Origin of the sequence: Oceanobacter sp. 1_MG-2023, assembly GCF_030689025.1 — a bacterium.
In the GTDB taxonomy this organism is placed as follows: domain Bacteria; phylum Pseudomonadota; class Gammaproteobacteria; order Pseudomonadales; family Oceanobacteraceae; genus Oceanobacter.
The window spans coordinates 298,317-319,827 of record NZ_JAUYWA010000001.1 but is presented as its reverse complement, the minus strand read 5'-3'; the positions used below and the strand labels follow the sequence as shown (position 1 = coordinate 319,827).

Here is a 21,511-nt window from a genome sequence, read left to right as displayed (position 1 = left end):
GTCGGTAAAAAAGGGGGCGCGCCCCCTTTTTTTAAGCAAAAAAATTGAAGACAAGTTAACAAAAGAGGATTGGGATTATGGCGAACGTATCGGCCGCTCTGGTTAAAGAACTGCGTGAACGTACTGGTTTGGGCATGATGGAGTGCAAAAAAGCGCTGACTGCCAATGACGGTGATATTGATAAAGCAATTGAAGACCTGCGTAAAAACTCTGGTCTGAAAGCGGCCAAGAAAGCTGACCGTACTGCTGCCGAAGGCAAATTGCGTATTCAGGTTCAAGACGGTGTTGCGTTTGTTGTAGAAGTGAACTCTGAAACTGACTTCGCTGCTGGCGATGCCAATTTTAATGCATTTGCTGATCTGGTTCTTGCCAAGCTGGCAGACACTCGTGAAACCGATGTGGCCAAACTGATGGAAGGCGATCTGGAAGAAGCGCGTATGGCGCTGGTTCAGAAAATCGGTGAAAACATCACTGTTCGTCGCCCGGTCGTGATTGAATCCGGTGTTGTCGGTGCCTACCTGCACTCCAATGGTAAAGTGGGCTGTGTTGTTGCCTTGACCGGTGGTAGCGAAGAAGTCGCCAAAGATATCGCTATGCACGTTACCGCTTCCAACCCACGCGTTATCCGTGGTGACGATATGCCGGCAGACGTATTGGCAAAAGAAGAAGAAATTATCAAGGCTCAGCCAGATATGGCTGGCAAGCCAGACGCAATCGTCGAAAAAATGATGGTTGGTCGTATCAAGAAATTCCTGAAAGAAAACAGCTTGCTGGATCAGCCATTCGTCAAGAACCCTGATCAGACTGTTGGTCAGCTGGCTAAAGAAGCTGGCGCTGAAGTCACCTCTTTCATCCGTATGGAAGTTGGTGAAGGTATCGAAGTCGAAAAAGTAGACTTTGCTGCAGAGGTTGCTGCACAGCTGAAAGGCTGATACAAAACCGGGGCAACACATCAGGGATTGTCCCAACCTGAATATGCCGGGGTCGCCCGGCATATTTGTGTCCAATACACGCTAATGGAGTCGGTCATGGCTAAGCAGCAGAGTCCTAAATACAAACGTATCTTGTTAAAGCTGAGCGGCGAGGCCCTGATGGGTGAGCTGGATTTCGGCATTGATCCCAAAGTGCTTGATCGTATGGCGCTGGAAATAGGGCAGCTGAAAGGTATTGGTGTTCAGGTTGGTCTGGTTATTGGTGGTGGCAACCTGTTCCGTGGCAAGAAGCTGAGTGAATCCGGTCTGGATCGTGTTGCCGGTGATCATATGGGCATGCTGGCGACGGTGATGAATGCACTGGCCATGCGCGATGCACTGGAACGCGCCAATATTACAACACGTGTTATGTCAGCAATCCCGATGAGTGGTGTGGTTGATCATTATGATCGACGCAGTGCTATCCGGGCGCTGGATATCGGCGATGTGGTTATTTTTGCCGCCGGTACAGGCAACCCGTTTTTTACTACGGACTCCGCTGCCTGCTTGCGCGGCATTGAAATCAACGCCGACGTGGTAATGAAAGCCACCAACGTGGATGGCGTGTATACTGCTGATCCGAAGAAAGACCCGAGTGCGGTCAAGTACGATACCCTGACCTATCAGGAAGTGCTTGAGAAACAACTGGGCGTGATGGATCTGACTGCTATATGCCTGGCGCGTGATCACGCGATGCCGCTACGGGTATACGATATGAATGAAGTTGGTGTGCTTGCCCGTCTGGTCACTGGCGGTGATGATGGCACATTGATTGTAAGCGAGGAAAAGTGAACATGATCGAAGAGATTAAGAAAGACGCTGAAGAACGCATGGGTAAAAGTGTGTCTTCGTTGCTGGATGCTTTCAAGCGCGTACGGACTGGCCGTGCCAATCCATCCATTCTCGATAACATTACCGTAGACTATTACGGCACTGATACGCCCATTGCCCAGGCAGCCAACGTCATTGTTGAAGATGGCCGTACCCTGGCGATCAATCCGTGGGAAAAGAACATGGTCAGTGTTATTGAACGGGCCATTCTCAAGTCGGATCTGGGCCTGAACCCCAATACTTCAGGCGACACCATTCGCCTGGCGATGCCAATGCTGACGGAAGAAACCCGTCGGGACTTTATCAAGCAGGCTCGTTCCGAAGCCGAAAAAGGCCGCGTCTCTGTTCGTAATATCCGACGTGATGCCAACGGCAGTATCAAAGAGCTGCTGAAAGAAAAAATGATTTCTGAAGACGAAGAGCGCGGCGGCGAAGATCAGATCCAAAAACTGACCGACAAGTATATCGCCGAAGTTGACGCGCATCTGGCGCAGAAAGAAAAAGATCTGATGCAGGTCTGATTACTCTTCATGTCTACCAGTATCGATGATAAAAGCGCGGCCGTTGGCCGCGTTCCCCGTCATGTTGCCATGATTATGGATGGCAATAATCGCTGGGCCAAAGCACGTTATTTACCCGGTATCGCTGGTCACAAGGCGGGGGTTGATGCTGTGCGCCAGGCCGTTGAAGTGTCTGCACGGGCTGGTGTTGAGGTGTTGACCCTATTTGCCTTTTCCAGTGAAAACTGGCGTCGCCCGGCGGTTGAAGTGTCGGCTCTGATGCAGCTTTTTACCGTTGCCCTGGAACGGGAAGTCAAACGCCTGCATCGTAACAAGTTGCGGCTGGTGGTGATGGGGGACAAAAGTGCTTTCTCGGAGCGTATCCAGACCCTGATTGCCAATGCCGAAGCGCTGACCGCTAACAATACCGGCATGGTGGTGGTGATTGCTGCCAACTATGGCGGCCAGTGGGATATTGCCCAGGCCTGCCAGAAAATCGCAATTGAAGTTCAGCAAGGGCGTCTGGACCCGGCGGACATCAACGAAGATACCGTCCACCAGTACACCTGGCTGAGTGACTATCCTGCTCCGGATTTATTGATCCGTACCGGGGGCGAACAACGTATCAGCAATTTTATGTTATGGCAGTGTGCGTACAGCGAACTGTATTTCTCACCGGTGTATTGGCCGGATTTCAAAGAACAAGAATATCGCCAGGCGCTTGCATCCTTTGCCGATCGCACCCGTCGCTTTGGCCGAACCGATGACCAGCTGAAGGAAACCGCCAGCCGTGTTTAAACAGCGTGTAATCACCGCGATGGTGCTTGCTCCCCTGATGATCATCGGCATATTTTTCCTGCCGCTGAAGCAATTCGCCATTTTTATTGCCGCAATTGCGACTCTGGGAGCCTGGGAATGGGCCAATATTGCAGGTTATGAACGCCGTTGGGGGCGGGTCGCTTACGCCTTGATGGTGTTTGTCTGCCTGTACGCCAGTGCTCGTTTGCTCCGGATTCATCCCGATTTGCTGGTGTATTACCTCGCGGTGGGGGCCTTGTGGTGGACGGTTGCCTTTGCTCTGGTGCGTCGCTACCCCGGTGGTACCAGTTGGTGGACATCACGCCCGATACGGGGCGCACTGGGACTGTGTGTACTGGTGCCCATGTGGGTCGGCTTTATGCACCTCAAAGTACAACCCCACAGCTCGTTATTGATTGTGTTTGTGATGCTGATTGTCTGGGGAGCTGATACCGGTGCCTATTTCTCTGGCAAACGCTGGGGTAACTCCAAGCTGGCGCCTAATGTCAGCCCGGGGAAATCCTGGGCCGGGTTCTGGGGGGGATTGGCGACCTCTGCGATGGTCGCGATTCTGTTTGGTCTGGGGCTGGATTACTGGCTTCGGCCGATGTCCCAGGATGATTACTGGCAACTGATGCTGATCGCCGTGATCACCACCGTTGTCTCGGTACTCGGCGACCTGGTGGAAAGCATGATGAAACGCCACCGGGGAATCAAGGATAGCTCGTCATTACTCCCCGGACACGGCGGTGTACTGGACCGGATCGACAGTATGGCAGCGGCCGTTCCTGTGTTTGCCTTATGCCTTCATGTACTTAATTGGGGATTTGCCTGATGACCCATGCAGTGACGGTATTGGGCGCAACGGGATCAATTGGCTGCAGCACCCTGGACGTGATTGCTCGTCACCCGGAACGTTACCGGGTATTTGCTTTGACGGCCGCCACGCGTGCCGAAAAACTGGCCGAGCAAGTATTACAGCACGTGCCGCAATACGCCGTGATGAAAGATGATGCTGGCGCTGACGCGGTGCGTTGTCTGTTACCGCAAGATCACCCGACAACCGTATTGTCTGGTGCCGAAGCCCTGTCCTGGGTGGCGGCTCACGAAGAGACCGATATGGTGATGGCTGCGATTGTAGGGGCTGCGGGTTTATTGCCATCCCTGGCTGCGGCACAGGCTGGCAAACGGGTACTGTTGGCCAACAAGGAAGCACTGGTCATGGCTGGCCCGCTGTTTATGGACGCCATTCGTGACGGTGGTGCCGAATTACTGCCTATTGATAGTGAACACAATGCGATATTCCAGTCGATGCCGGAACGCTACGACGGCCATTTTGCTCCGCATGGGATCAGCAAAATCCTGTTAACCGCATCTGGCGGCCCGTTCCGGGGCTGGCAGGCGGATCAGCTGGCGGATGTTACACCTGCCGAAGCCGTAGCCCATCCCAACTGGACGATGGGACAAAAAATTTCGGTTGATTCCGCTACCCTGATGAACAAGGGGCTGGAGTTGATTGAGGCCTGTTTCCTGTTTAACTGCCAGCCGGAACAGATACAGGTTGTTGTACATCCCCAAAGCGTGATTCACAGCCTGGTGCAATATTGTGACGGTTCGGTGATCGCGCAGCTCGGCGAACCGGATATGCGCACTCCGATTGCTTACGCTCTGGCCTGGCCTGAACGTATGACATCCGGAGTGGCGCCACTGGATCTGGTCACTATCGGTCGCTTTGATTTTGAAGCCGCCGATGAACACACCTTCCCTTGTTTATCCTTGGCCCGGCGGGCATTTATGGCAGGTGGCACGATGCCGGCTGTCTTGAATGCTGCCAACGAAATAGCGGTTGAGGCCTTCCTTGGGGAACGAATTCCGTTTAATACCATTCCAATGCTCGTACAACAGGTGATGGACGCTCATAAGGTCGAAGCAATGACCAGCCTGGAGAGTGTGCTGTTGGCTGATCAATGGGCCCGGCGCCAGGCACACCAGTTGCTGCAAGGTTCTGTAAACGAGGTAGATGCGTGACAATTCTCTGGTTTATTGTCGCTATCAGTTTATTGGTGGTGATTCACGAATATGGACATTTCTGGGCGGCTCGTCGCTGCGGCGTCCGGGTATTGCGGTTTTCAGTCGGTTTTGGAAATCCGTTGTTTTCCGTGCGAGACAAGCAGGGTACCGAATATTCTGTCGCGCCTCTGCCGTTGGGTGGCTACGTCAAAATGCTGGATGAGCGGGAAGGCGATGTTCCCGAGCATTTGAGAGAGCAGAGTTTTAATGCCAAATCGGTCGCCCAGCGCAATTTTATTGCCGCTGCGGGGCCGTTTGCCAATTTCCTGTTTGCCATTCTGGCGTACTGGGTGCTGTTTATGGTGGGCACCACCGGAGTGATTGCTGAGATCGGCCAAGTACAGTCGGCATCGCCAGCGGCGATCGCGGGTATCGAACCCCGTGACCGGATTGTCGCGGTGGATGGCCACGAAACCACCACCTGGGAAGATGTTAACTGGCGCCTGATCAGTCATCTGGGTGAAAGCGGTCATATTGACCTGACGCTGGAAGACCATAATCGTATCCAGCGCCCGGTACAGATCACTATTGATAACTGGCTCTCCGACAGTGAACAGCCGGACCCGATGGGATCGCTGGGGCTTCAGCCGCGGCAGCTGGATGTGCCGGCCATGATTGGCTCTGTGGTTGAAGGCAGTGCCGCAGAGCAGGCGGGTTTCTTGCCGGGGGATCAGGTAATGACGGTGGACGGTCAGAAGGTTGAAGACTGGTTTGCCTGGGTGGATCTGGTACAGCGACATGCCGGTGTGGCCTTGCAGGTCGATGTGTTGCGTGATGGCAATATGACATTACTGACCCTGGTGCCGGGCAGTCGTACTCTGGATGATGGTCGGACAATGGGTTTTGCCGGAGTTGGTACCATTCAACCGGAAGTGCCGCCGGAATGGCTCAGTACCAGCTCGGCTGACCCGTTGAGTGCGATGGTAAGAGCGGCTGGCAAGACCTGGGATCTGATTACCTTTACCCTCGATTCCATGTGGAAAATGCTGGCAGGGGATCTCTCGGTAAAGAACTTGAGCGGCCCAATTACCATTGCTAAAGTAGCCGGCACTTCGGCTTCGGGAGGGCTGGAATCTTTCGTACAGTTCCTGGCACTGCTCAGTGTGTCATTGGGTGTATTGAATTTATTGCCGGTACCCATGCTGGATGGTGGTCATATTCTGTTTAATAGCGCAGAAAGTGTGATTGGTAAACCATTGCCAGAACGGGTACAGACAGTGGCGATGCAAGTGGGCATTGTGATGCTGTTCAGCCTCATGGCAGTTGCCTTTTATAACGATATCGGTCGACTTTAACTTTGAAAGTCGCGCAATTTTGGATTACTTTTTTCATGCGTTCGCTGCTGTTTTCCCTGTTTGTCGGGCTGTTTTCTTCATTTGCCTATGCTGATGATTCCTTTGTCATTGAAGATATTCGTCTCGAGGGACTGCAACGTGTATCCGCGGGTACCGTGTTTGAGCGGTTGCCGATCAATGCTGGCGACCAGGTTGACAGTAATCGCCTGGCTGAAGTATCGCGTCGCTTGTTTGCGACGGGTTTTTTTAATGACATCCGGGTTTACCGGGACAATCAGGTACTGATTTTCCAACTGGTTGAATTGCCTACCATTACCCAGATCGAGTTGGACGGCAACTCGGCGATTCCGGATGAAATCCTGCTGGATAACCTCAAATTGGCCGGGCTGGCAGAAGGCATGGTGTTCAAGCGTTCCACGCTGGAGCGCATTGCACTCGAACTCGAGCGCCAGTATGTCATGCAAGGTCGCTACGATGCACATATCGAGACCGTGGTGGAAGCGTTGCCACGTAACCGGGTGGCACTGAAAATCAATGTCGAAGAAGGTAATGTCGCCTCGATTGCCCATATCAATATTGTGGGTAATGAGTCCTTTCCAGATGAAGAATTACTGAAACGTTTCAGCCTGCAGGAATCCAATTTCTGGTCCTGGTACGCGGGTGACAATAAATATTCCCGTGAAAAGCTGGCAGCCGATCAGGAAACCCTCAGATCATATTATTACGATCGGGGTTATCTGCGTTTTAACATTGAGTCGACCCAGGTGGCACTGGCGCCGGAGAAAGACGGTGTTTACATCACGGTCAACGTGACGGAAGGCGAGGTCTATACCATCCGGGATATTCGTCTGGCGGGCAATCTGGTGCTGGATGAAGAAGAATTCACCCGTTTTTATAATATTGCCCCCGGAGATGTCTTCTCCCGCAGCAAGGTGCTGGCCAGCAGCGAAGGCATGATTCGTCGTCTGGGTAATGATGGCTATACCTTTGCCAAAGTGGATGGCAGCCCCAAACCGGATGACGAAACACTGGAAGTGGATCTGACCTTTTTTGTCGAGCCAGGACGACGCACCTATGTCCGCAGCGTTAACTTCTCCGGTAATGACAGCACCATGGATGAAGTATTACGCCGTGAAATGTTGCAGATGGAAGGTGGCTGGGCTTCGACTGAAAAAATTGAAGCTGGTAAAAACCGTCTGAACCAACTGGGCTTTTTCAAGACTGTGACGGTGGAAACCCCGGCGGTACCCGGTACTGATGATCTGATCGATGTTGAATACAACGTCGAAGAGCAGATGAACGGCAGTCTGAACTTCAACATCGGTTACGCCGGTGGCAGCGGTATGATTCTGGGTGCCAGTATCAGTCAGAATAACTTTATGGGATCCGGTAACCGTATGAGTCTGGGTCTGCAAAAAACCAATACCGTCAAATCGTACAACTTCTCTTTTTCCGACCCTTACTACACCATTGATGGTGTCAGTCGCGGGTTTAACCTTTATTACCGGGAAACTGACTACGACAGCCTGAGCTCTGTCAGTGATTATCAGACCAATAGTCGAGGGGGCAGCGTTACCTTTGGCTATCCCATCTCCCGCCGTCAACGTTTGTCGATGAGTGCTGGCTACAACAACACCGAGATGTTTGAAGGCTCGACTGTGCCAGCAGAAATTCTGGAATTCCTGGAAGTCAAGGGAGACAACTTCGATGAATATACCCTGGGGTTGAACTGGCGCTACAACGGTCTGAACCGAGGCATGTTCCCGACGGCTGGTATTGAGCAAAAACTGTCGCTTGATGTGGGTGTGCCTGGCAGTGATCTGACGACCTATAAACTGGGTTACACCGCCAACTATTATTTCCCGCTGTTTGAGGACTGGTCGTTCCGGATTCGAACAGAATTGGGCTACGCTAACGGTTACGGCGATGAAGACAGTTTGCCGTTCTACAAAAATTTCCGTTCTGGTGGTCTGGGATCCGTTCGGGGTTATAGCAGCAACAGCCTGGGGCCACGGGGCTTGCCGGAATACACAGCAGTTCCCGTGGTACAAACCGACAGCGATGATAACGTGCTGTATGAACTGGATGAACTGGGCCAGCCTGTGGTGGATTCCTCAGCGCCAACCGTGGTGTATAAAACCGATGATGATGGCGCTGCGGTTGCGGTCAGTAACTCCAGTCAGTACAAACCGATTTATGAAACCGACTCGGATGGCTCGGTTGTGACGGCTCCGGCTTATTCTGAGTCCCCCAGCTCGCTGGGTGGTAATATGCTGGCCGAGGCGTCATTGGAACTGATTTTCCCATTCCCGTTTGTTGAAGATCGCAGCTCATTGCGTAGTGTGCTCTTCCTGGATAGCGGTAACACCTTTACCGATAACTGTTATGTTCCAAATGATGCGGATATTCCAACGTTAACAACGCACCCGTATTGTACTGAGGGCTTTAGTTTTTCCGATTTCCGTATGAGTACCGGTGTTGGCTTGACCTGGGTTACCGCCATTGGCCCGCTGACGTTTGTGTACTCAATCCCACTGAATGACCAGGATGGTGATGATACAGAAGGCTTTGAATTTTCACTTGGTCAGGTTTTTTAATGCTGACATCCAGCACAACTGCAATTTAAAGGAGCATTTGGATGCGTGTTTTTCTGTTTTTGGTCGTTGCCTTACTGTCACCACTGGCGGCTGCGGAGCTGAAGGTTGGTGTCGTGGATATGGAGCGAGCCCTGTTTTTGTCTGACGAAGCCAAGTCTGCGGCGAAAAAGTTTGAACAAGAAAATAGTGATTCCATCGGCAAGGTGCGCGACATTGAAAAATCCATGCTGGCGCTGAAGGAAAAACGTGAAACCGATGGTGCGATCATGAGCCAGGCGGAACTGGCCAAGCTGGTGACTGAATACGAAGCCAAAGCCAAAGAACGCCAGTTCTATCTGGAAAAGCTGCAGCAGCAAGATCAACAGTGGCGTCAGTCGTTTTTCCGTTCAAAACTGCCAGAACTGGAAGAGTTGCTGAAAGCGTTGATTGATGATGGCAAGTACGATCTGGTCTTGCAGGCAGGGGCAGCAGTATACAGCTCACCAGCCATTGACCTGACCAAACCATTACTGGAACGGTTAAACGGTAAGTAATACTTTATCAATACACTAGTAAGGGCATATCGATGGATCTGAGTTTATCCGAGCTGGCCACATATCTTGGTGCAGAGATTCGTGGCGACGGTTCGGCACGAGTTGACGGTGTGGCACCACTGTCGTCGGCAGGCAGCAGCGATGTAACTTTTATTGCAGATCCGACTTATCGCAAGCAACTTGATTCTACTGCGGCTGCGGCTGTGATTGTTGGTACCAACCTGGCCGATGACGTTGCCAGCGCGGCATTGGTGGTGGAGGATGCCTATCTGGCATTTGCCAAAACGACCCAGTTGTTTGATCGCCGTCCACGTCAGCCTGAAGGCGTTCACCCTCGTGCCATTGTGGAAGACGGTGTGGTACTCGGTGCAGGTGTCAGAATCGGCCCGGGTGCTGTGATTGGCCGTAACACACATATCGGTGATGGTACCGAAGTGGGCGCGGGTTGTGTGATAGGCAGTGACTGCCGGATTGGCAGAGATTGCCTGCTGTTTGCCAACGTTACCCTTTATTATCGGGTAAGCATTGGCGACCGGGTTCGGGTACAATCCGGCGCCGTGATTGGTTCCGACGGTTTTGGATTTGCGCCGAACAAGGGCAAATGGGAACGCATTGCCCAGCTGGGTAATGTTCGTATCGGTAATAATGTCGAGATTGGAGCCAATACCTGTATTGATCGTGGTGCGCTGGAAGACACCGTGATCGAGGATGATGTCATTCTCGATAACCTGATCCAGATTGCGCATAACGTCCATGTCGGGCAGGGAGCTGCCATGGCTGGCTGTGTCGGTATTGCCGGCAGCACGCATATAGGCAAGGGATGTACCCTGGCGGGTGGCGTCGGTATTGCTGGACATCTGACGCTGGCGGATGGTGTACATGCATTGGGAATGACGCTGATTACAAATTCGATTGATGAACCCGGCGTATACGCATCGGGTACATCACATATGCCAGCTAAACAGTGGCGTCGTAGCGCCGCACGATTTAAACAGCTCGATTCGATAGCCAAACGGCTGCAGAAATTAGAGAAAAGCCAAGAAGGTAACGCTTGATGTACCCGCAACCAGTTCAAACGATCCAGGAATTTTTGCCACACCGTTATCCATTCCTGTTGGTTGACCGAATCAATGAGGTTGATCTGGAGTCCGAAGAGGCTCCTGTGATTCGTGCCATCAAGAACGTCACCATCAACGAACCGTTTTTTGGTGGCCATTTTCCAGGTCACCCGGTCATGCCTGGTGTCCTGATTCTGGAAGCCATGGCTCAGTCAGCCGGCTTGCTTGGTATGACCATGATGGGAGAAAAGCGAAATCCCAACATGCTGTACTATTTTGCCGGTGCCGATCATGTACGTTTCAAACGTCCGATTGTGCCGGGAGACCAGGTTGTTCTGGAAGCCCGCTTTACCGGTACCCGCCGTGGTATCTGGAAATTTGACTGCCGGGCGCTGGTGGATGGCGAAGTTGCCTGTTCAGCACTGATTACCTGTGCCGAACGAGAAATGGAGTCCGCATGATCCATCCTACGGCCATCATAGACCCGTCTGCCCAGCTGGCTGATGACGTTGACGTCGGTCCGTACAGCATCATTGGCGCCGACGTAGAGATCGATACCGGTACTGTGATTGGCCCTCATGTTGTGATCAAGGGACCAACACGTATCGGCAAGCACAATCGGGTGTTTCAGTTTGCCACGCTGGGGGAAGACTGCCAGGACAAAAAATACGCCGGTGAACCAACCCGGTTGGTGATTGGCGACCATAATGTCATTCGTGAAAGCTGTACTTTCCATCGCGGCACCGTGCAGGATAATAGCGAGACGCGTATTGGCAGCCATAATCTGTTTATGGTGAATGTGCATGTGGCCCATGATTGCATTGTGGGCGATCATTGTATTCTGGCCAATGATACGAACCTGGCTGGCCACGTTCAGCTGGGCGATTGGGCTATTCTGGGCGGTGCCACCCAGGTACACCAGTTTTGCAAGATCGGAGCCCATGTTATGGCTGGTGCCGGGACTGTGGTATTAAAAGATATTCCTGCTTACGTTATGGCACTGGGGTATCCGGCTGAGCCACATGGTATCAATTCCGAAGGTTTGCGCCGTCGGGGTTATTCTGCTGACGCTATCAGTGCGGTGCGTAATGCCTACAAAATAGTATATCGGCAGGGCCTGACCCTGACAGAAGCGTTGGCCAAGCTGGAACAGGAAGCGGTGACGGAAGCTGCCGTCGGGGTGTTGTTTGATAGTCTGAAAGACTCCAGTCGTGGGATTATTCGTTAGTGAAGCGGATTGCAATCGTCGTTGGTGAAACCTCGGGGGATATGCTCGGCGCAGGTTTGCTGCAAGCACTGCGAGAGCGTTATCCGGATGCGGTTTTTGAAGGTATTGGTGGTCCACTGATGCTGGCTCAGGGGTTTACCAGTCTGTACCCGATGGAACGATTATCGGTGATGGGGCTGGTTGAAGTGTTAGGCCGGTTGTTTGAGCTGCTGAAAATACGCGCCTCCCTGATCAAGCACTGGAGCAACAACCCGCCGGATGTTTTTATCGGTATCGACGCGCCCGACTTCAACCTGACGCTGGAAGAAAAGCTCAAGGCCAAAGGCATCAAAACCGTGCATTATGTCAGTCCCTCTGTTTGGGCCTGGCGTCAGAAACGGGTGCTAAAAGTGGGGCGGGCTGTTGACCTGATGCTCACTCTGTTTCCGTTTGAAGCGCGTTTTTACGAAGAACACCAGATTCCGGTGCACTTTGTAGGCCATCACCTGGCCGATAAAATCCCCTTTGAAACGCCCAAAACCCCGGCACGCGAAAACCTGGAGCTGGACGTCAGCAAACCTCTGATATGTTTGATGCCCGGTAGTCGAGGAGGGGAAGTCGAGCGTCTGGGTCCGTTGTTTTTTGAAACTGCCCAGCGAATGTTGCAATTACGGGCAGACCTGCAATTTGTGATTCCGGCAGCCAGCATCGAGCGCCGTAACCAGCTGGAAGCGCAACTGTCGGAGCTATCATTGACACTGCCGGTGACGATTGTTCTCGGGCAATCCCATATCTGCATGGCGGCAGCGGATGTCATTCTACTGGCATCCGGTACAGCAACACTGGAAGCCATGCTGCTGAAGCGGCCGATGGTGGTAAGTTACAAGGTCAATAAAATCACCGCATTTCTGTTACGGCGCATGCTGAAACAGCCCTTTATATCTCTGCCCAACCTGTTGGCCGGGCGTGAGCTGGTACCTGAAATCCTGCAAGAGCAAGCGACTCCGATACATTTGGCGGAGGCGTTGGTGCGTTGTCTGGAAGACCAGAATATCCGCCACCAACTGCATGAAACCTTCCAGTTTATTCATCGGCAATTGCGACGAAATGCTAATCAGGAAGCCGCCAAAGCGATTATTGAATTACTGGAACCAGAGCAAGCTGCCGCTAACGAACGTTTGCGGAACGGACTCACTCACTGAATTACTTATCCCATGATTGATATTGAACAGTCTCTGCTGGCACAGGGACGCGTCTACTGTGGCATTGATGAAGCTGGCGCCGGGCCTTTGTGTGGCGATGTGTTGGCCGCTGCCGTGGTACTGGACCCGGCCAAACCCATTCCTGGGCTGGATGATTCCAAAAAACTGACGGAAAAACGTCGCGAAGCACTTTACGAGCTGATTATGGAATCCGCCGTAGACTTCGCCATTGCCCGGGCAACGGTGGCCGAAATTGACGACATCAATATTCTGAATGCCCGCTTGCTGGCGATGTCTCGGGCAGTGGCCGGTTTATCGGGGGATGTTGAATATGCCCTGGTGGATGGCAACCGCTTGCCCAAACTGGATATCGCTGCCACGGCGGTGATCAAGGGCGATAGCCTGGTGCAATCCATTGCTGCGGCTTCTGTGTTGGCCAAAGTCAGCCGTGATCGGGAAATGGTGGCACTCGATCGTGTGTATCCTGGTTATGGCTTTGCCAAACACAAAGGGTATGGCACCCAGGCGCATCTGCAAGCGTTACAAGAGCTGGGGCCGTGTGCCATTCACCGGCGCAGTTACGCGCCGGTCAAGGCCTTGCTGGGCTGCTGAGGTTATCCGCCAGATTGACTCAACGCCGGGTCGCCGCTGTCTGACATATCTCGTGCTGGCTATAGGTGCGCTGGCGCAAAAAATCCCGCAGGGCTTCATCAGTTTCGCAAGCCGCAATTTGTGCGGGGGTAATGGCTTCGCCAATGCCGAGATAAATTGTGGAGCGACGTTTTTTAAGGAATTCTGCGGGAATGCGCAGAGTTCGCAAGGCTGGATGGATTTTGCCAAGAAGATGGAAACTGGCACTGTTGCGGCCGTGAAAATACACCGGAATAACCGGTACGTTGGCTTTACGAATCAGCCGCATGCTGGCAATGGGCCAGGTTTTATCGCTGATGCCGCGTTGACCCTTGTACCAGGTGGATACTTCACCGGCAGGAAACAGGCCCAGCCCATTCCCCTGTTTTAGTTGCGTCAAGGATTTGCGCATGCCTCCCATACCTTTGGGGCCGCGGTTTTCAAATGGATTGACGGTGATAAACAGGTTGGCGATAGGGGCAAAATAACTCAGCAGGTAATTCGCCACAACGCGGAAATCCGGGCGAATACGGCACACCAGCAGCAACAGAATCACGCCATCGAGAAAACCGAAAGGATGGTTGGATACCGTAATAAAAGGCCCGTTGGCAGGAATTGCCTGCTGTAATGCCTTTTCGTCGTAATCCAGCTCGATATGCAGGTGGTGAAGCGTCTCTTCGATCATATCGATGCCTTGCCTGGCCGTCAGCTTGTTGTAAATACGGGTCAGCGTGGGCGCTTTTAACAAGCGTAGCAATAGATCCAGTTTGCGCGGGGAGAGTTTGGTCGCTTCCAGTAAACCCTTGCGATCAAATAACTCCATAGTGTAATTCCCGTGGTCTGTAATGAATCGATCGCATAATACCAGTCAATGCCTTGGCGGCAAGCGCTTGTTGGGCTGGTTAATATTTGGATAAATAAATGAAAAATCACACAAATGTCATCATTATCGGGGCCGGTGCTGCCGGGCTGATGTGTGCTGCTCAAGCGGCGGCCGGCGGCTGTTCTGTACGGCTATTGGATCATGCCAACAAAGCCGGTAAAAAGATTCTGATGTCGGGTGGCGGTCGTTGTAATTTTACCAATTACGATATTCAGCCCGACCGTTATCTCAGCCACAATCCTCACTTCTGCAAATCTGCCCTGAGCCGTTATACCCAATGGGATTTTATTGCTCTGGTTGATAAACACGGCGTGGCCTGGCACGAGAAAAAGGATGGCCAGCTGTTTTGCGACCATAAAGCGAGTGACATTCTTAATCTGCTGCTGGATGAATGCGAGCAAGGAGGGGTCACGATCCAGCTGGATACCGGCATTCATGCGGTAACGGCCAATACATCGGGGGGGTATCTGGTGCAGGCGGGTGATCAGTCCTACCAGTGTGATGCGTTGGTGGTTGCGACCGGAGGACCATCGATCCCCACCTTGGGTGCCAGTGGGTTTGGGTATCAGCTGGCTCGCCAGTTTGGTCTGGCGGTATATGAACCGGTGGCGGCTCTGGTGCCGTTTACCCTGACCAGCCAACTCAAGCAACTGAGCAGCGAGCTGGCAGGGAATGCCTGTCACGTCGACGTGAGCTGCCGTGGACAGTCTTTCCAGGACGATATGCTGTTTACCCACCGCGGGTTAAGTGGCCCGGCGATGTTGCAGATTTCCAGCTACTGGCAACCAGGCGATAGCCTGACGATCAACCTGTTACCCACAATGGATGCCGCTGCAGCCCTGCGGGCGTCCCAGCACAGTAGCCCGAAACAGCTGCTCAAAACCTGGTTGGGGCAGCGTCTGACCCAAAAAATTGCGGAATGCTGGCTGGCAGCGACTGGAAGTTTGGCGGATCAACCCTTGTCTGCCCTTAATGGAGCGCAAATGGATGCCTTGGCGCACCAGCTTCATCACTGGCAAGTCAAACCGGCGGGTACGGAAGGCTATCGTACCGCTGAGGTCGCGCTGGGAGGCGTGGATACCGATGCCTTGTCGTCTCGCACCATGGCCAGCAAACAGCACAAGGGTTTGTACTTTATTGGGGAGGTGGTGGATGTCACCGGCCACCTGGGAGGCTTCAATTTTCAATGGGCCTGGTCCAGCGCGGCGGCGGCGGCTACGCATCTGATAGCAGAATATGCTTGATTACTGGGTTGTGGCTGAGTCAGCAACCGTGATGAGTTGAGGAGTGGAGCAAAGGTCAGTGCTGGAATCAGCAGGGTCTGATACTTGAGTAGCGCCGTCTAATACCTTGGTTCTATATTTCCTTGGTGAATAGCAAGAATACATCCTATTGATTTCAATTATGGTTCCGATGTCCATAGTATTCATTGGCAAGCGGCGATGAGCATCCGGCAACAGACCAGGAGCCATCTGCTGACTACCCAAAAATGCATATGACAAAGGACGAACCCATGTCTGCTTACCAAAACGATATCAAAGCTGTTGCTGCCCTTAAAGAAGCCGCCGGTGCTGCTTGGTCAGGTATCTCTGAAGAGTCTGTTGCACGTATGCGTGCCCAGAACAAATTCAAGACTGGTCTGGATATTGCGAAGTACACTGCCAAAATCATGCGTGAAGACATGGCTGCCTATGATGCAGACAGCTCCAAGTACACCCAGTCACTGGGTTGCTGGCACGGTTTTATTGGTCAGCAGAAGATGATTTCTATCAAGAAACACTTCGGTAACACCAATCGTCGCTATTTGTACCTGTCTGGCTGGATGGTTGCCGCTCTGCGTTCACAATTCGGTCCTCTGCCTGACCAGTCCATGCATGAAAAAACAGTGGTTGCCAGCCTGATTGAAGAGCTGTACACCTTCCTGCGTCAAGCGGATGCTCGCGAACTGGACCTGCTGTTCCGTGCTCTGGATGCTGCCAACGAAGCGGGCGACACCGCCAAAGCTGCTGACATCCAAGCGCAGATCGACAACTACGAAACACACGTTGTGCCTATCATTGCCGACATCGATGCCGGTTTTGGTAACGAAGAAGCCACTTACCTGATGGCTAAACAAATGATCGAAGCCGGTGCTTGCTGCTTGCAGATCGAAAACCAGGTAGCTGACGAGAAACAATGTGGTCACCAGGACGGTAAAGTGACCGTTCCCCATGCCGACTTCCACTCCAAACTGCGCGCTTTGCGTTATGCCTTCCTGGAGCTGGGTGTTGATGATGGTGTTATCGTTGCCCGTACTGACTCCCAGGGTGCTGGTCTGACCAAACAGATCGCCGTTGTGAAAGAACCAGGTGATTCTGGTGACATCTACAACAGCTTCCTGGATTGCGAAGAAATCACCGTTGAAGATATGCAGCAAGGCGATGTGGTTATCAAGCGTGGTGATAAAATCCTGCGTCCAAAACGCCTGCCATCCGGTCTGTTCCAGTTCCGTCGTGGTACTGGTGAAGAACGTTGTGTCTTCGACTGTATCGAAGCCCTGAAAGCCGGTGCGGATTTGTTGTGGATCGAAACTGAAAAACCACACGTTGGCCAGATCAAAGCGATGATGGACGAAATTCGCAAAGAAACGCCTAACGCAAAACTGGTTTACAACAACAGCCCGTCATTCAACTGGACGCTGAACTTCCGTCAACAAGTATTTGATGCCTGGGCTGAAGAAGGTAAAGACGTATCGGCTTACAACCGCGATGCTCTGATGTCTGCTGAATACGACGCAACCGATCTGTCTATTGAAGCCGATCGTCGTATCCAGAGCTTCCAGGCGGATGCATCCCGTGAAGCAGGTATTTTCCACCACCTGATCACTCTGCCGACTTACCACACTGCTGCGCTGTCTACTGACAACCTGGCGAAAGAATACTTCGGTGAAAAAGGTATGCTGGGCTACGTTGAAGGCGTACAGCGTAAAGAAATCCGTCAAGGAATTGCCTGTGTTAAACACCAGAACATGTCTGGTTCTGATATGGGTGATGCACACAAAGAATACTTCTCAGGCGACAACGCACTGAAAGCTTCTGGTAAAGACAACACCATGAACCAGTTCAGCTAAGAGCTGGTACACCCCCTCGGGTGTTGTATCCAGGGCGGCCTTCGGGCCGCCTTTTTTTGTGCCTGATTACAAATGGCCCGGTTCTGATTCACTCGCTGCTATTACAGGAGTGGGAGAGGGGCGTTGAGAGACAGACAGGCAAGGCAAAGCAAGGAACACCATCCCCCTGAACTGGCTTCAGGAGAATGGCGAAAGTCGTGACAAGAGAAGTCGGTAAACCGATGCTGGACTGCTGGAGAGACGTGGTTATTGCTTACTCAGCACTTGCTGGATACGCAACTGGGTTTCCTGTGTGTGCAGCAGTTCGGCAAATCGCTGCATTTCGATATCAACGGCCCGGTCGACCCGTTCGACATGACCTTCTTCTCTGGCCAGCTGCTTGATGGCCCGAATCGACCCCTGAGAGTTTTTGCTGATGGTATGTGCCATGGCCATCGCCTGTTCCTGTGCCTGACCATCTTCCGTAACCTGGTTGAGCAAGCCCCATTGCTGCGCTTCTGCAGCACTGAAGAAACGTCCACTCAATAACAGTTCGGCGGCGATCTTTGGCCCAACCGTTTCAGCCAGTAATACCGAGCAAGCTCCTTCGGACGTCACGCCGATTTTGGCGAAAGGCAAGGAATAACGGGTACTTTTACCGGCATAAGCAAGATCGGCATGGAGTAAAAGATTAGCGCCAATACCAATGGCGACACCTTCCTGGGCAATGATCAACGGTTTGCACAGGGCCGCCAGAGTATGAAAAATACCCGCAACACCTTCTTTTACATCCAGCAGGTTGCCGCCGGGCAGCAAATCACTGAGATCGTTACCAGCCGAGAATGTAGTGGCAGAACCACTGAGAACAATAACGTTCACCTGGTCATCCTGGTCGGCCAGTGTCAAGGAGGCAATCAGGTCACGGTAGGTTTGTACACGAATGGCATTCAGTACCTGGGGCCGATTCAGCTGCAGTAAGGCAACGCCCTGACTCTGGCGATAGAGAAGATCCTCAAACATCGATGTGATTCCTTTATTTGTGAACAACAAGATATTCACTGTTTATTTTTATTCACATTTATTGTGCCCGATCCTGGCATTCCCAGCAAGGTTCGGTGAGGTCTAACAGGTGGACAGATTAAACAACCTGGCATCCAGACCGACCAATCCGGTAGTCCCTGTGCCGATATCACTCTCGACATACACCCAGGCACTTTCAGGTACAGAGTGGCCATTGATATCGAGGTTGAATACCCAGCAATTTCCCAACGTTGGGCAGTTGAAAATCTTGCCTGAGGGCAGCAGTGCATCAGGGGGAAGAAAATCAATCAGCGGCAAATACCAGGCGGATAACGGCGAGTCCGACTGGCCGGTGTCAGTACTGGTGCTCGGGTGATGTGCAAGAAACAGACTCTGGCTTCTGGCAATGGGGATGTTTGAACCCTGGGGAGTAATCTGGAAGTTATCCTGCAGACGCTGAAGAGGCGTAAAAGGAGGTCGTTGCCAGATCGTATTGGGCTGAACGGGCCTGGTATCTTCTGGAGTCGTCATAATTAGCATCCGTGTCGTGTGAAGCGCGACAGTTAAACGGAAATAGCGCTGTTGCCGAATGGCCTAGGTCAAGATATCGCAAGATTTTAGCGCAGACGCACAACAGCAGTGCCGAAGCTGTCATGGTGGAGAGTACTACTCCCAAAGGAGTAAAGAATTGGCACGGTTGGATCAATATGTCTGTACGGTCGTGGGCATACTATGGTGAATACTGTCAGAACCTGGGACTAGCCCCTGGTTTGGGCAAGGATGGTCAATAACCAGTGACTTATCCAGCAGCCCGTCCATATGACGGGTACGAGAAGGTATAAAGTATAAAGCCGGGACGCATAATAAAAACAAGAGGACACCAGATGAACCATGAATCTGTCGAACAGCTGATGGGGGTCGTCTCTCCCTGGATTATTCACGATATCCGCATTAATCAGAATCACCGTCGCGTTGAAGTCTGTATTGGCCAGGCACGTTCTGGCTGGTTTGGCTCACGCCGGGCGATCCAGCATTTTGGTCATCATAAAACATGGCGACACACCAACCTGGGTGTCTTGAAGTGCACCATACGTATCGACTACCCGGAAGGAGATGAATTGCCGAATGCTCCCTGGAGTGGTGATGCCCGTGCTCCTTTCAGCAATGCACTGGGTCAGCAAGTGATTGCCATGCTCACCGAAGGCATGTCATTAGGCACCATTGCACGCCTGCTGGAACTGGATGCTGACATGTTGTGGCAATTCAAGCATGGCCTGGATACTGGCAAGTTAGGGTCGAACCTCAACCAGACTGCCAGCCCGGACATATCGCCAGATATGATGTCGGTGCTGACTCGTGATCAACAAAAATCAGCACTGCCTGCAGCAGACATTGCCATATGGCGAGAGTTGCTCACGGGGGAACGGGATCTGGACATGCGTAATCTGGGGTTACGTCTGTTGCTGATGCGTTTGCGGCAGCAATATGCCATGGCTCACGATGAAGAAGTACGCATGCTGAAAATACAGCAATTACGCCGTTACTTCGAAAAGAATCCGGCGACCGCTGGCCGGGAGATTGAACAGATCCGGGAGGCAGTACAATGAATCTGGCCATATCCAACCATCCGGATAGCCGACCCGGTAGCGGGAATGTCCCAGGCCACCTGATGACCGTTGCGGCAGCCGCCCGGATTATCCAGAGCGGGCGAGGAGTCAGCATCGCGGGTGATGAAGCGGCATTACGCCAACTGCCAAAAGGCTTCTGGATTGGTGGCACCATTCCGTACTTTATGAGCGAAGACGGGGGTCTGTGTAGCCGGGAGCTGGTGTTCGTAAATGAACTGCCAGCGGCCAGCGGCGCGCCGGATCTTTGTACTTACGACGAGCGCAGTATCGAAGGGGTTTGCAATGATGCACCTGATAACGGCTTTACGGTTCTGATTGTTCCTGCGTTTTCTGAAGTGCACCAACGTTTTGCCAAGAATGCCCCGGAATTTGACAATATGTACTTGCAACCGTTGGTTGGCTGGGTCGCGGGTATACACCTGGATGACCTGAGCAGCGATAAGGTTAGCCCCAAAGTTGTGTTTGGCCCGACTGGCGAATTTCACGACAACCTTGCCGTAGCGATGCATGTTGCGATCGATGGTGATAAGGCCGCCGGGATTGAAATCATCAACCTGTTCCAACCCGGCAACGGCCCGGTTATCCGCTTCCCTGAATCCGGTTTGAGTGCCACGGAAGTTGATATCGATGGTGTAAGTACTAATCTGGCCAATTACCTGCATTCCAGTGGAGCGGACACCCGCTTGCCATTGGTGGCTGACTATTGTGGTGCTTATATCAATGTCAGTTTTCAGAATGTGAATGCCACAACCGGAGAAGTCACCTTTTACGCTCCGGTATACGCTGGACAAGCATATCGCCTGGCGGGCGCGATCCCGCCGTATGCTGAAGCGTTTGCGCAACAAGTGCCTCACGATGACGGGGAAATCGCTTTCTGCTGCAATTGTATTCTCAATTATCTGTATGGTGAGCTGGAAGGGAAAAAAACCGATCGCATGCATGGCCCCATCACCTTTGGCGAAATAGCCTACCAACTGGTCAACCAGACCATGGTGTACCTACGAGTGAGCTAATGTGTTGGGGACAGCCAGGGAAGGCGTTCCTGCCTTTGCACACAAGACAAGCTCGCTGGTCGGCGTTATTCTGGATTTACTCATCCGCGTTAGTCTGAATGGGATTCAGAACCTGGCGGCTCTTGTCGCTATTACGAGCGAAACGCCGGTTGCAATTAAAACTGATAATCTTATCATCTCCGCCAAT

At 52.5% G+C, this 21,511-nt stretch carries 21 protein-coding genes; 18 read left to right on the top strand and 3 right to left on the bottom strand.

Annotated elements, in window-relative coordinates:
* Positions 1 to 77 precede the first annotated feature (77 nt).
* From tsf to rnhB, 14 genes are all read left to right on the top strand, one after another.
* Positions 78 to 932 carry a translation elongation factor Ts gene (gene tsf, locus Q8W22_RS01350; protein WP_303433838.1) on the top strand — a complete coding sequence of 285 codons (855 nt, stop codon included), beginning with the start codon at positions 78 to 80 and terminating at the stop codon, positions 930 to 932.
* Positions 933 to 1,028: 96 nt separating this feature from the next.
* On the top strand, positions 1,029 to 1,763 hold the full coding sequence (gene pyrH / locus Q8W22_RS01345) for a UMP kinase (protein ID WP_303433836.1): 735 nt from the start codon (positions 1,029 to 1,031) through the stop codon (positions 1,761 to 1,763).
* A gap of 2 nt (positions 1,764 to 1,765) precedes the next feature.
* Positions 1,766 to 2,323: a ribosome recycling factor gene (gene frr / locus Q8W22_RS01340; protein ID WP_303433834.1), complete on the top strand. Its 558-nt coding sequence runs from the start codon at positions 1,766 to 1,768 to the stop codon at positions 2,321 to 2,323.
* Positions 2,324 to 2,332: 9 nt separating this feature from the next.
* Positions 2,333 to 3,100 (top strand): polyprenyl diphosphate synthase, encoded by a 768-nt coding sequence (gene uppS, locus Q8W22_RS01335; RefSeq protein WP_303433832.1) that lies wholly within the window; start codon positions 2,333 to 2,335, stop codon positions 3,098 to 3,100.
* On the top strand, positions 3,093 to 3,935 hold the full coding sequence (locus Q8W22_RS01330; RefSeq protein WP_305451393.1) for a phosphatidate cytidylyltransferase: 843 nt from the start codon (positions 3,093 to 3,095) through the stop codon (positions 3,933 to 3,935). The genes uppS and Q8W22_RS01330 overlap by 8 nt, the downstream gene beginning before the upstream one ends.
* Positions 3,935 to 5,128, top strand: a complete 1,194-nt coding sequence (gene ispC, locus Q8W22_RS01325; protein WP_305451392.1) for a 1-deoxy-D-xylulose-5-phosphate reductoisomerase — start codon at positions 3,935 to 3,937, stop codon at positions 5,126 to 5,128. The genes Q8W22_RS01330 and ispC overlap by 1 nt, the downstream gene beginning before the upstream one ends.
* Positions 5,125 to 6,465 carry an RIP metalloprotease RseP gene (rseP, locus tag Q8W22_RS01320; RefSeq protein WP_303433826.1) on the top strand — a complete coding sequence of 447 codons (1,341 nt, stop codon included), beginning with the start codon at positions 5,125 to 5,127 and terminating at the stop codon, positions 6,463 to 6,465. Before ispC ends, rseP begins: the two co-directional genes overlap by 4 nt.
* Before the next feature lie 35 nt (positions 6,466 to 6,500).
* Positions 6,501 to 9,062, top strand: coding sequence for an outer membrane protein assembly factor BamA (bamA, locus tag Q8W22_RS01315; protein ID WP_305413830.1), 2,562 nt, complete (start codon positions 6,501 to 6,503; stop codon positions 9,060 to 9,062).
* 41 nt (positions 9,063 to 9,103) lie between these two features.
* A complete protein-coding gene (locus Q8W22_RS01310; protein WP_303433822.1) occupies positions 9,104 to 9,595 on the top strand; it encodes an OmpH family outer membrane protein in 492 nt (163 codons plus the stop codon).
* A gap of 32 nt (positions 9,596 to 9,627) precedes the next feature.
* Complete coding sequence (lpxD, locus tag Q8W22_RS01305) at positions 9,628 to 10,650, top strand: UDP-3-O-(3-hydroxymyristoyl)glucosamine N-acyltransferase (RefSeq protein ID WP_305451391.1); 1,023 nt, start codon at positions 9,628 to 9,630, stop codon at positions 10,648 to 10,650.
* On the top strand, positions 10,650 to 11,114 hold the full coding sequence (gene fabZ, locus Q8W22_RS01300) for a 3-hydroxyacyl-ACP dehydratase FabZ (protein ID WP_303433818.1): 465 nt from the start codon (positions 10,650 to 10,652) through the stop codon (positions 11,112 to 11,114). Before lpxD ends, fabZ begins: the two co-directional genes overlap by 1 nt.
* On the top strand, positions 11,111 to 11,881 hold the full coding sequence (gene lpxA, locus Q8W22_RS01295; protein ID WP_305451390.1) for an acyl-ACP--UDP-N-acetylglucosamine O-acyltransferase: 771 nt from the start codon (positions 11,111 to 11,113) through the stop codon (positions 11,879 to 11,881). Before fabZ ends, lpxA begins: the two co-directional genes overlap by 4 nt.
* Positions 11,881 to 13,062, top strand: coding sequence for a lipid-A-disaccharide synthase (gene lpxB / locus Q8W22_RS01290; RefSeq protein WP_303433815.1), 1,182 nt, complete (start codon positions 11,881 to 11,883; stop codon positions 13,060 to 13,062). Before lpxA ends, lpxB begins: the two co-directional genes overlap by 1 nt.
* A gap of 12 nt (positions 13,063 to 13,074) precedes the next feature.
* The gene (gene rnhB, locus Q8W22_RS01285) at positions 13,075 to 13,674 is read left to right on the top strand and encodes a ribonuclease HII (RefSeq protein WP_303433814.1); all 600 of its coding nucleotides are present in this window, start codon (positions 13,075 to 13,077) and stop codon (positions 13,672 to 13,674) included.
* A gap of 19 nt (positions 13,675 to 13,693) precedes the next feature.
* Here the strand turns inward: rnhB and Q8W22_RS01280 are convergent, their stop codons facing one another.
* Positions 13,694 to 14,515, bottom strand: coding sequence for a lysophospholipid acyltransferase family protein (locus tag Q8W22_RS01280; protein WP_303433812.1), 822 nt, complete (start codon positions 14,513 to 14,515; stop codon positions 13,694 to 13,696).
* Between the two features lie 98 nt (positions 14,516 to 14,613).
* On the opposite strand from Q8W22_RS01280, the gene Q8W22_RS01275 reads away from it, so the two are divergent.
* Complete coding sequence (locus Q8W22_RS01275; protein ID WP_305451389.1) at positions 14,614 to 15,819, top strand: NAD(P)/FAD-dependent oxidoreductase; 1,206 nt, start codon at positions 14,614 to 14,616, stop codon at positions 15,817 to 15,819.
* A 269-nt stretch (positions 15,820 to 16,088) separates the two neighbouring features.
* Positions 16,089 to 17,684, top strand: a complete 1,596-nt coding sequence (locus tag Q8W22_RS01270; protein ID WP_305413823.1) for an isocitrate lyase — start codon at positions 16,089 to 16,091, stop codon at positions 17,682 to 17,684.
* Positions 17,685 to 17,930: 246 nt separating this feature from the next.
* On the opposite strand, the gene Q8W22_RS01265 is transcribed toward Q8W22_RS01270, so the two are convergent.
* Both Q8W22_RS01265 and Q8W22_RS01260 read right to left on the bottom strand, forming a co-directional pair.
* The gene (locus tag Q8W22_RS01265; RefSeq protein ID WP_305451388.1) at positions 17,931 to 18,683 is read right to left on the bottom strand and encodes an enoyl-CoA hydratase/isomerase family protein; all 753 of its coding nucleotides are present in this window, start codon (positions 18,681 to 18,683) and stop codon (positions 17,931 to 17,933) included.
* Between the two features lie 102 nt (positions 18,684 to 18,785).
* Complete coding sequence (locus Q8W22_RS01260) at positions 18,786 to 19,214, bottom strand: hypothetical protein (protein ID WP_305451387.1); 429 nt, start codon at positions 19,212 to 19,214, stop codon at positions 18,786 to 18,788.
* A gap of 353 nt (positions 19,215 to 19,567) precedes the next feature.
* Here Q8W22_RS01260 and Q8W22_RS01255 point away from each other — a divergent pair, with 353 nt between their 5' ends.
* Together Q8W22_RS01255 and Q8W22_RS01250 are read left to right on the top strand one after the other, a co-directional pair.
* Entirely contained in the window at positions 19,568 to 20,290 is a 723-nt protein-coding gene (locus tag Q8W22_RS01255) for a hypothetical protein (protein WP_303433802.1), read from the top strand.
* Positions 20,287 to 21,324 carry a hypothetical protein gene (locus Q8W22_RS01250; RefSeq protein WP_305451386.1) on the top strand — a complete coding sequence of 346 codons (1,038 nt, stop codon included), beginning with the start codon at positions 20,287 to 20,289 and terminating at the stop codon, positions 21,322 to 21,324. Before Q8W22_RS01255 ends, Q8W22_RS01250 begins: the two co-directional genes overlap by 4 nt.
* Positions 21,325 to 21,511: the final 187 nt, after the last annotated feature.

What these genes read in the sequence shown, in the direction of transcription:
- pyrH (WP_303433836.1), top strand. Translation starts at nt 1,029, where the DNA reads ATGGCTAAGCAGCAGAGTCCTAAATACAAACGTATCTTGTTAAAGCTG.
- lpxA (WP_305451390.1), top strand. Translation starts at nt 11,111, where the DNA reads ATGATCCATCCTACGGCCATCATAGACCCGTCTGCCCAGCTGGCTGAT.
- uppS (WP_303433832.1), top strand. Translation starts at nt 2,333, where the DNA reads ATGTCTACCAGTATCGATGATAAAAGCGCGGCCGTTGGCCGCGTTCCC.
- Q8W22_RS01310 (WP_303433822.1), top strand. Translation starts at nt 9,104, where the DNA reads ATGCGTGTTTTTCTGTTTTTGGTCGTTGCCTTACTGTCACCACTGGCG.
- Q8W22_RS01270 (WP_305413823.1), top strand. Translation starts at nt 16,089, where the DNA reads ATGTCTGCTTACCAAAACGATATCAAAGCTGTTGCTGCCCTTAAAGAA.
- Q8W22_RS01275 (WP_305451389.1), top strand. Translation starts at nt 14,614, where the DNA reads ATGAAAAATCACACAAATGTCATCATTATCGGGGCCGGTGCTGCCGGG.
- fabZ (WP_303433818.1), top strand. Translation starts at nt 10,650, where the DNA reads ATGTACCCGCAACCAGTTCAAACGATCCAGGAATTTTTGCCACACCGT.
- Q8W22_RS01250 (WP_305451386.1), top strand. Translation starts at nt 20,287, where the DNA reads ATGAATCTGGCCATATCCAACCATCCGGATAGCCGACCCGGTAGCGGG.
- bamA (WP_305413830.1), top strand. Translation starts at nt 6,501, where the DNA reads ATGCGTTCGCTGCTGTTTTCCCTGTTTGTCGGGCTGTTTTCTTCATTT.
- tsf (WP_303433838.1), top strand. Translation starts at nt 78, where the DNA reads ATGGCGAACGTATCGGCCGCTCTGGTTAAAGAACTGCGTGAACGTACT.
- Q8W22_RS01260 (WP_305451387.1), bottom strand. Translation starts at nt 19,214, where the DNA reads ATGACGACTCCAGAAGATACCAGGCCCGTTCAGCCCAATACGATCTGG.
- Q8W22_RS01265 (WP_305451388.1), bottom strand. Translation starts at nt 18,683, where the DNA reads ATGTTTGAGGATCTTCTCTATCGCCAGAGTCAGGGCGTTGCCTTACTG.
- frr (WP_303433834.1), top strand. Translation starts at nt 1,766, where the DNA reads ATGATCGAAGAGATTAAGAAAGACGCTGAAGAACGCATGGGTAAAAGT.
- rnhB (WP_303433814.1), top strand. Translation starts at nt 13,075, where the DNA reads ATGATTGATATTGAACAGTCTCTGCTGGCACAGGGACGCGTCTACTGT.
- ispC (WP_305451392.1), top strand. Translation starts at nt 3,935, where the DNA reads ATGACCCATGCAGTGACGGTATTGGGCGCAACGGGATCAATTGGCTGC.
- Q8W22_RS01255 (WP_303433802.1), top strand. Translation starts at nt 19,568, where the DNA reads ATGAACCATGAATCTGTCGAACAGCTGATGGGGGTCGTCTCTCCCTGG.
- Q8W22_RS01280 (WP_303433812.1), bottom strand. Translation starts at nt 14,515, where the DNA reads ATGGAGTTATTTGATCGCAAGGGTTTACTGGAAGCGACCAAACTCTCC.
- lpxD (WP_305451391.1), top strand. Translation starts at nt 9,628, where the DNA reads ATGGATCTGAGTTTATCCGAGCTGGCCACATATCTTGGTGCAGAGATT.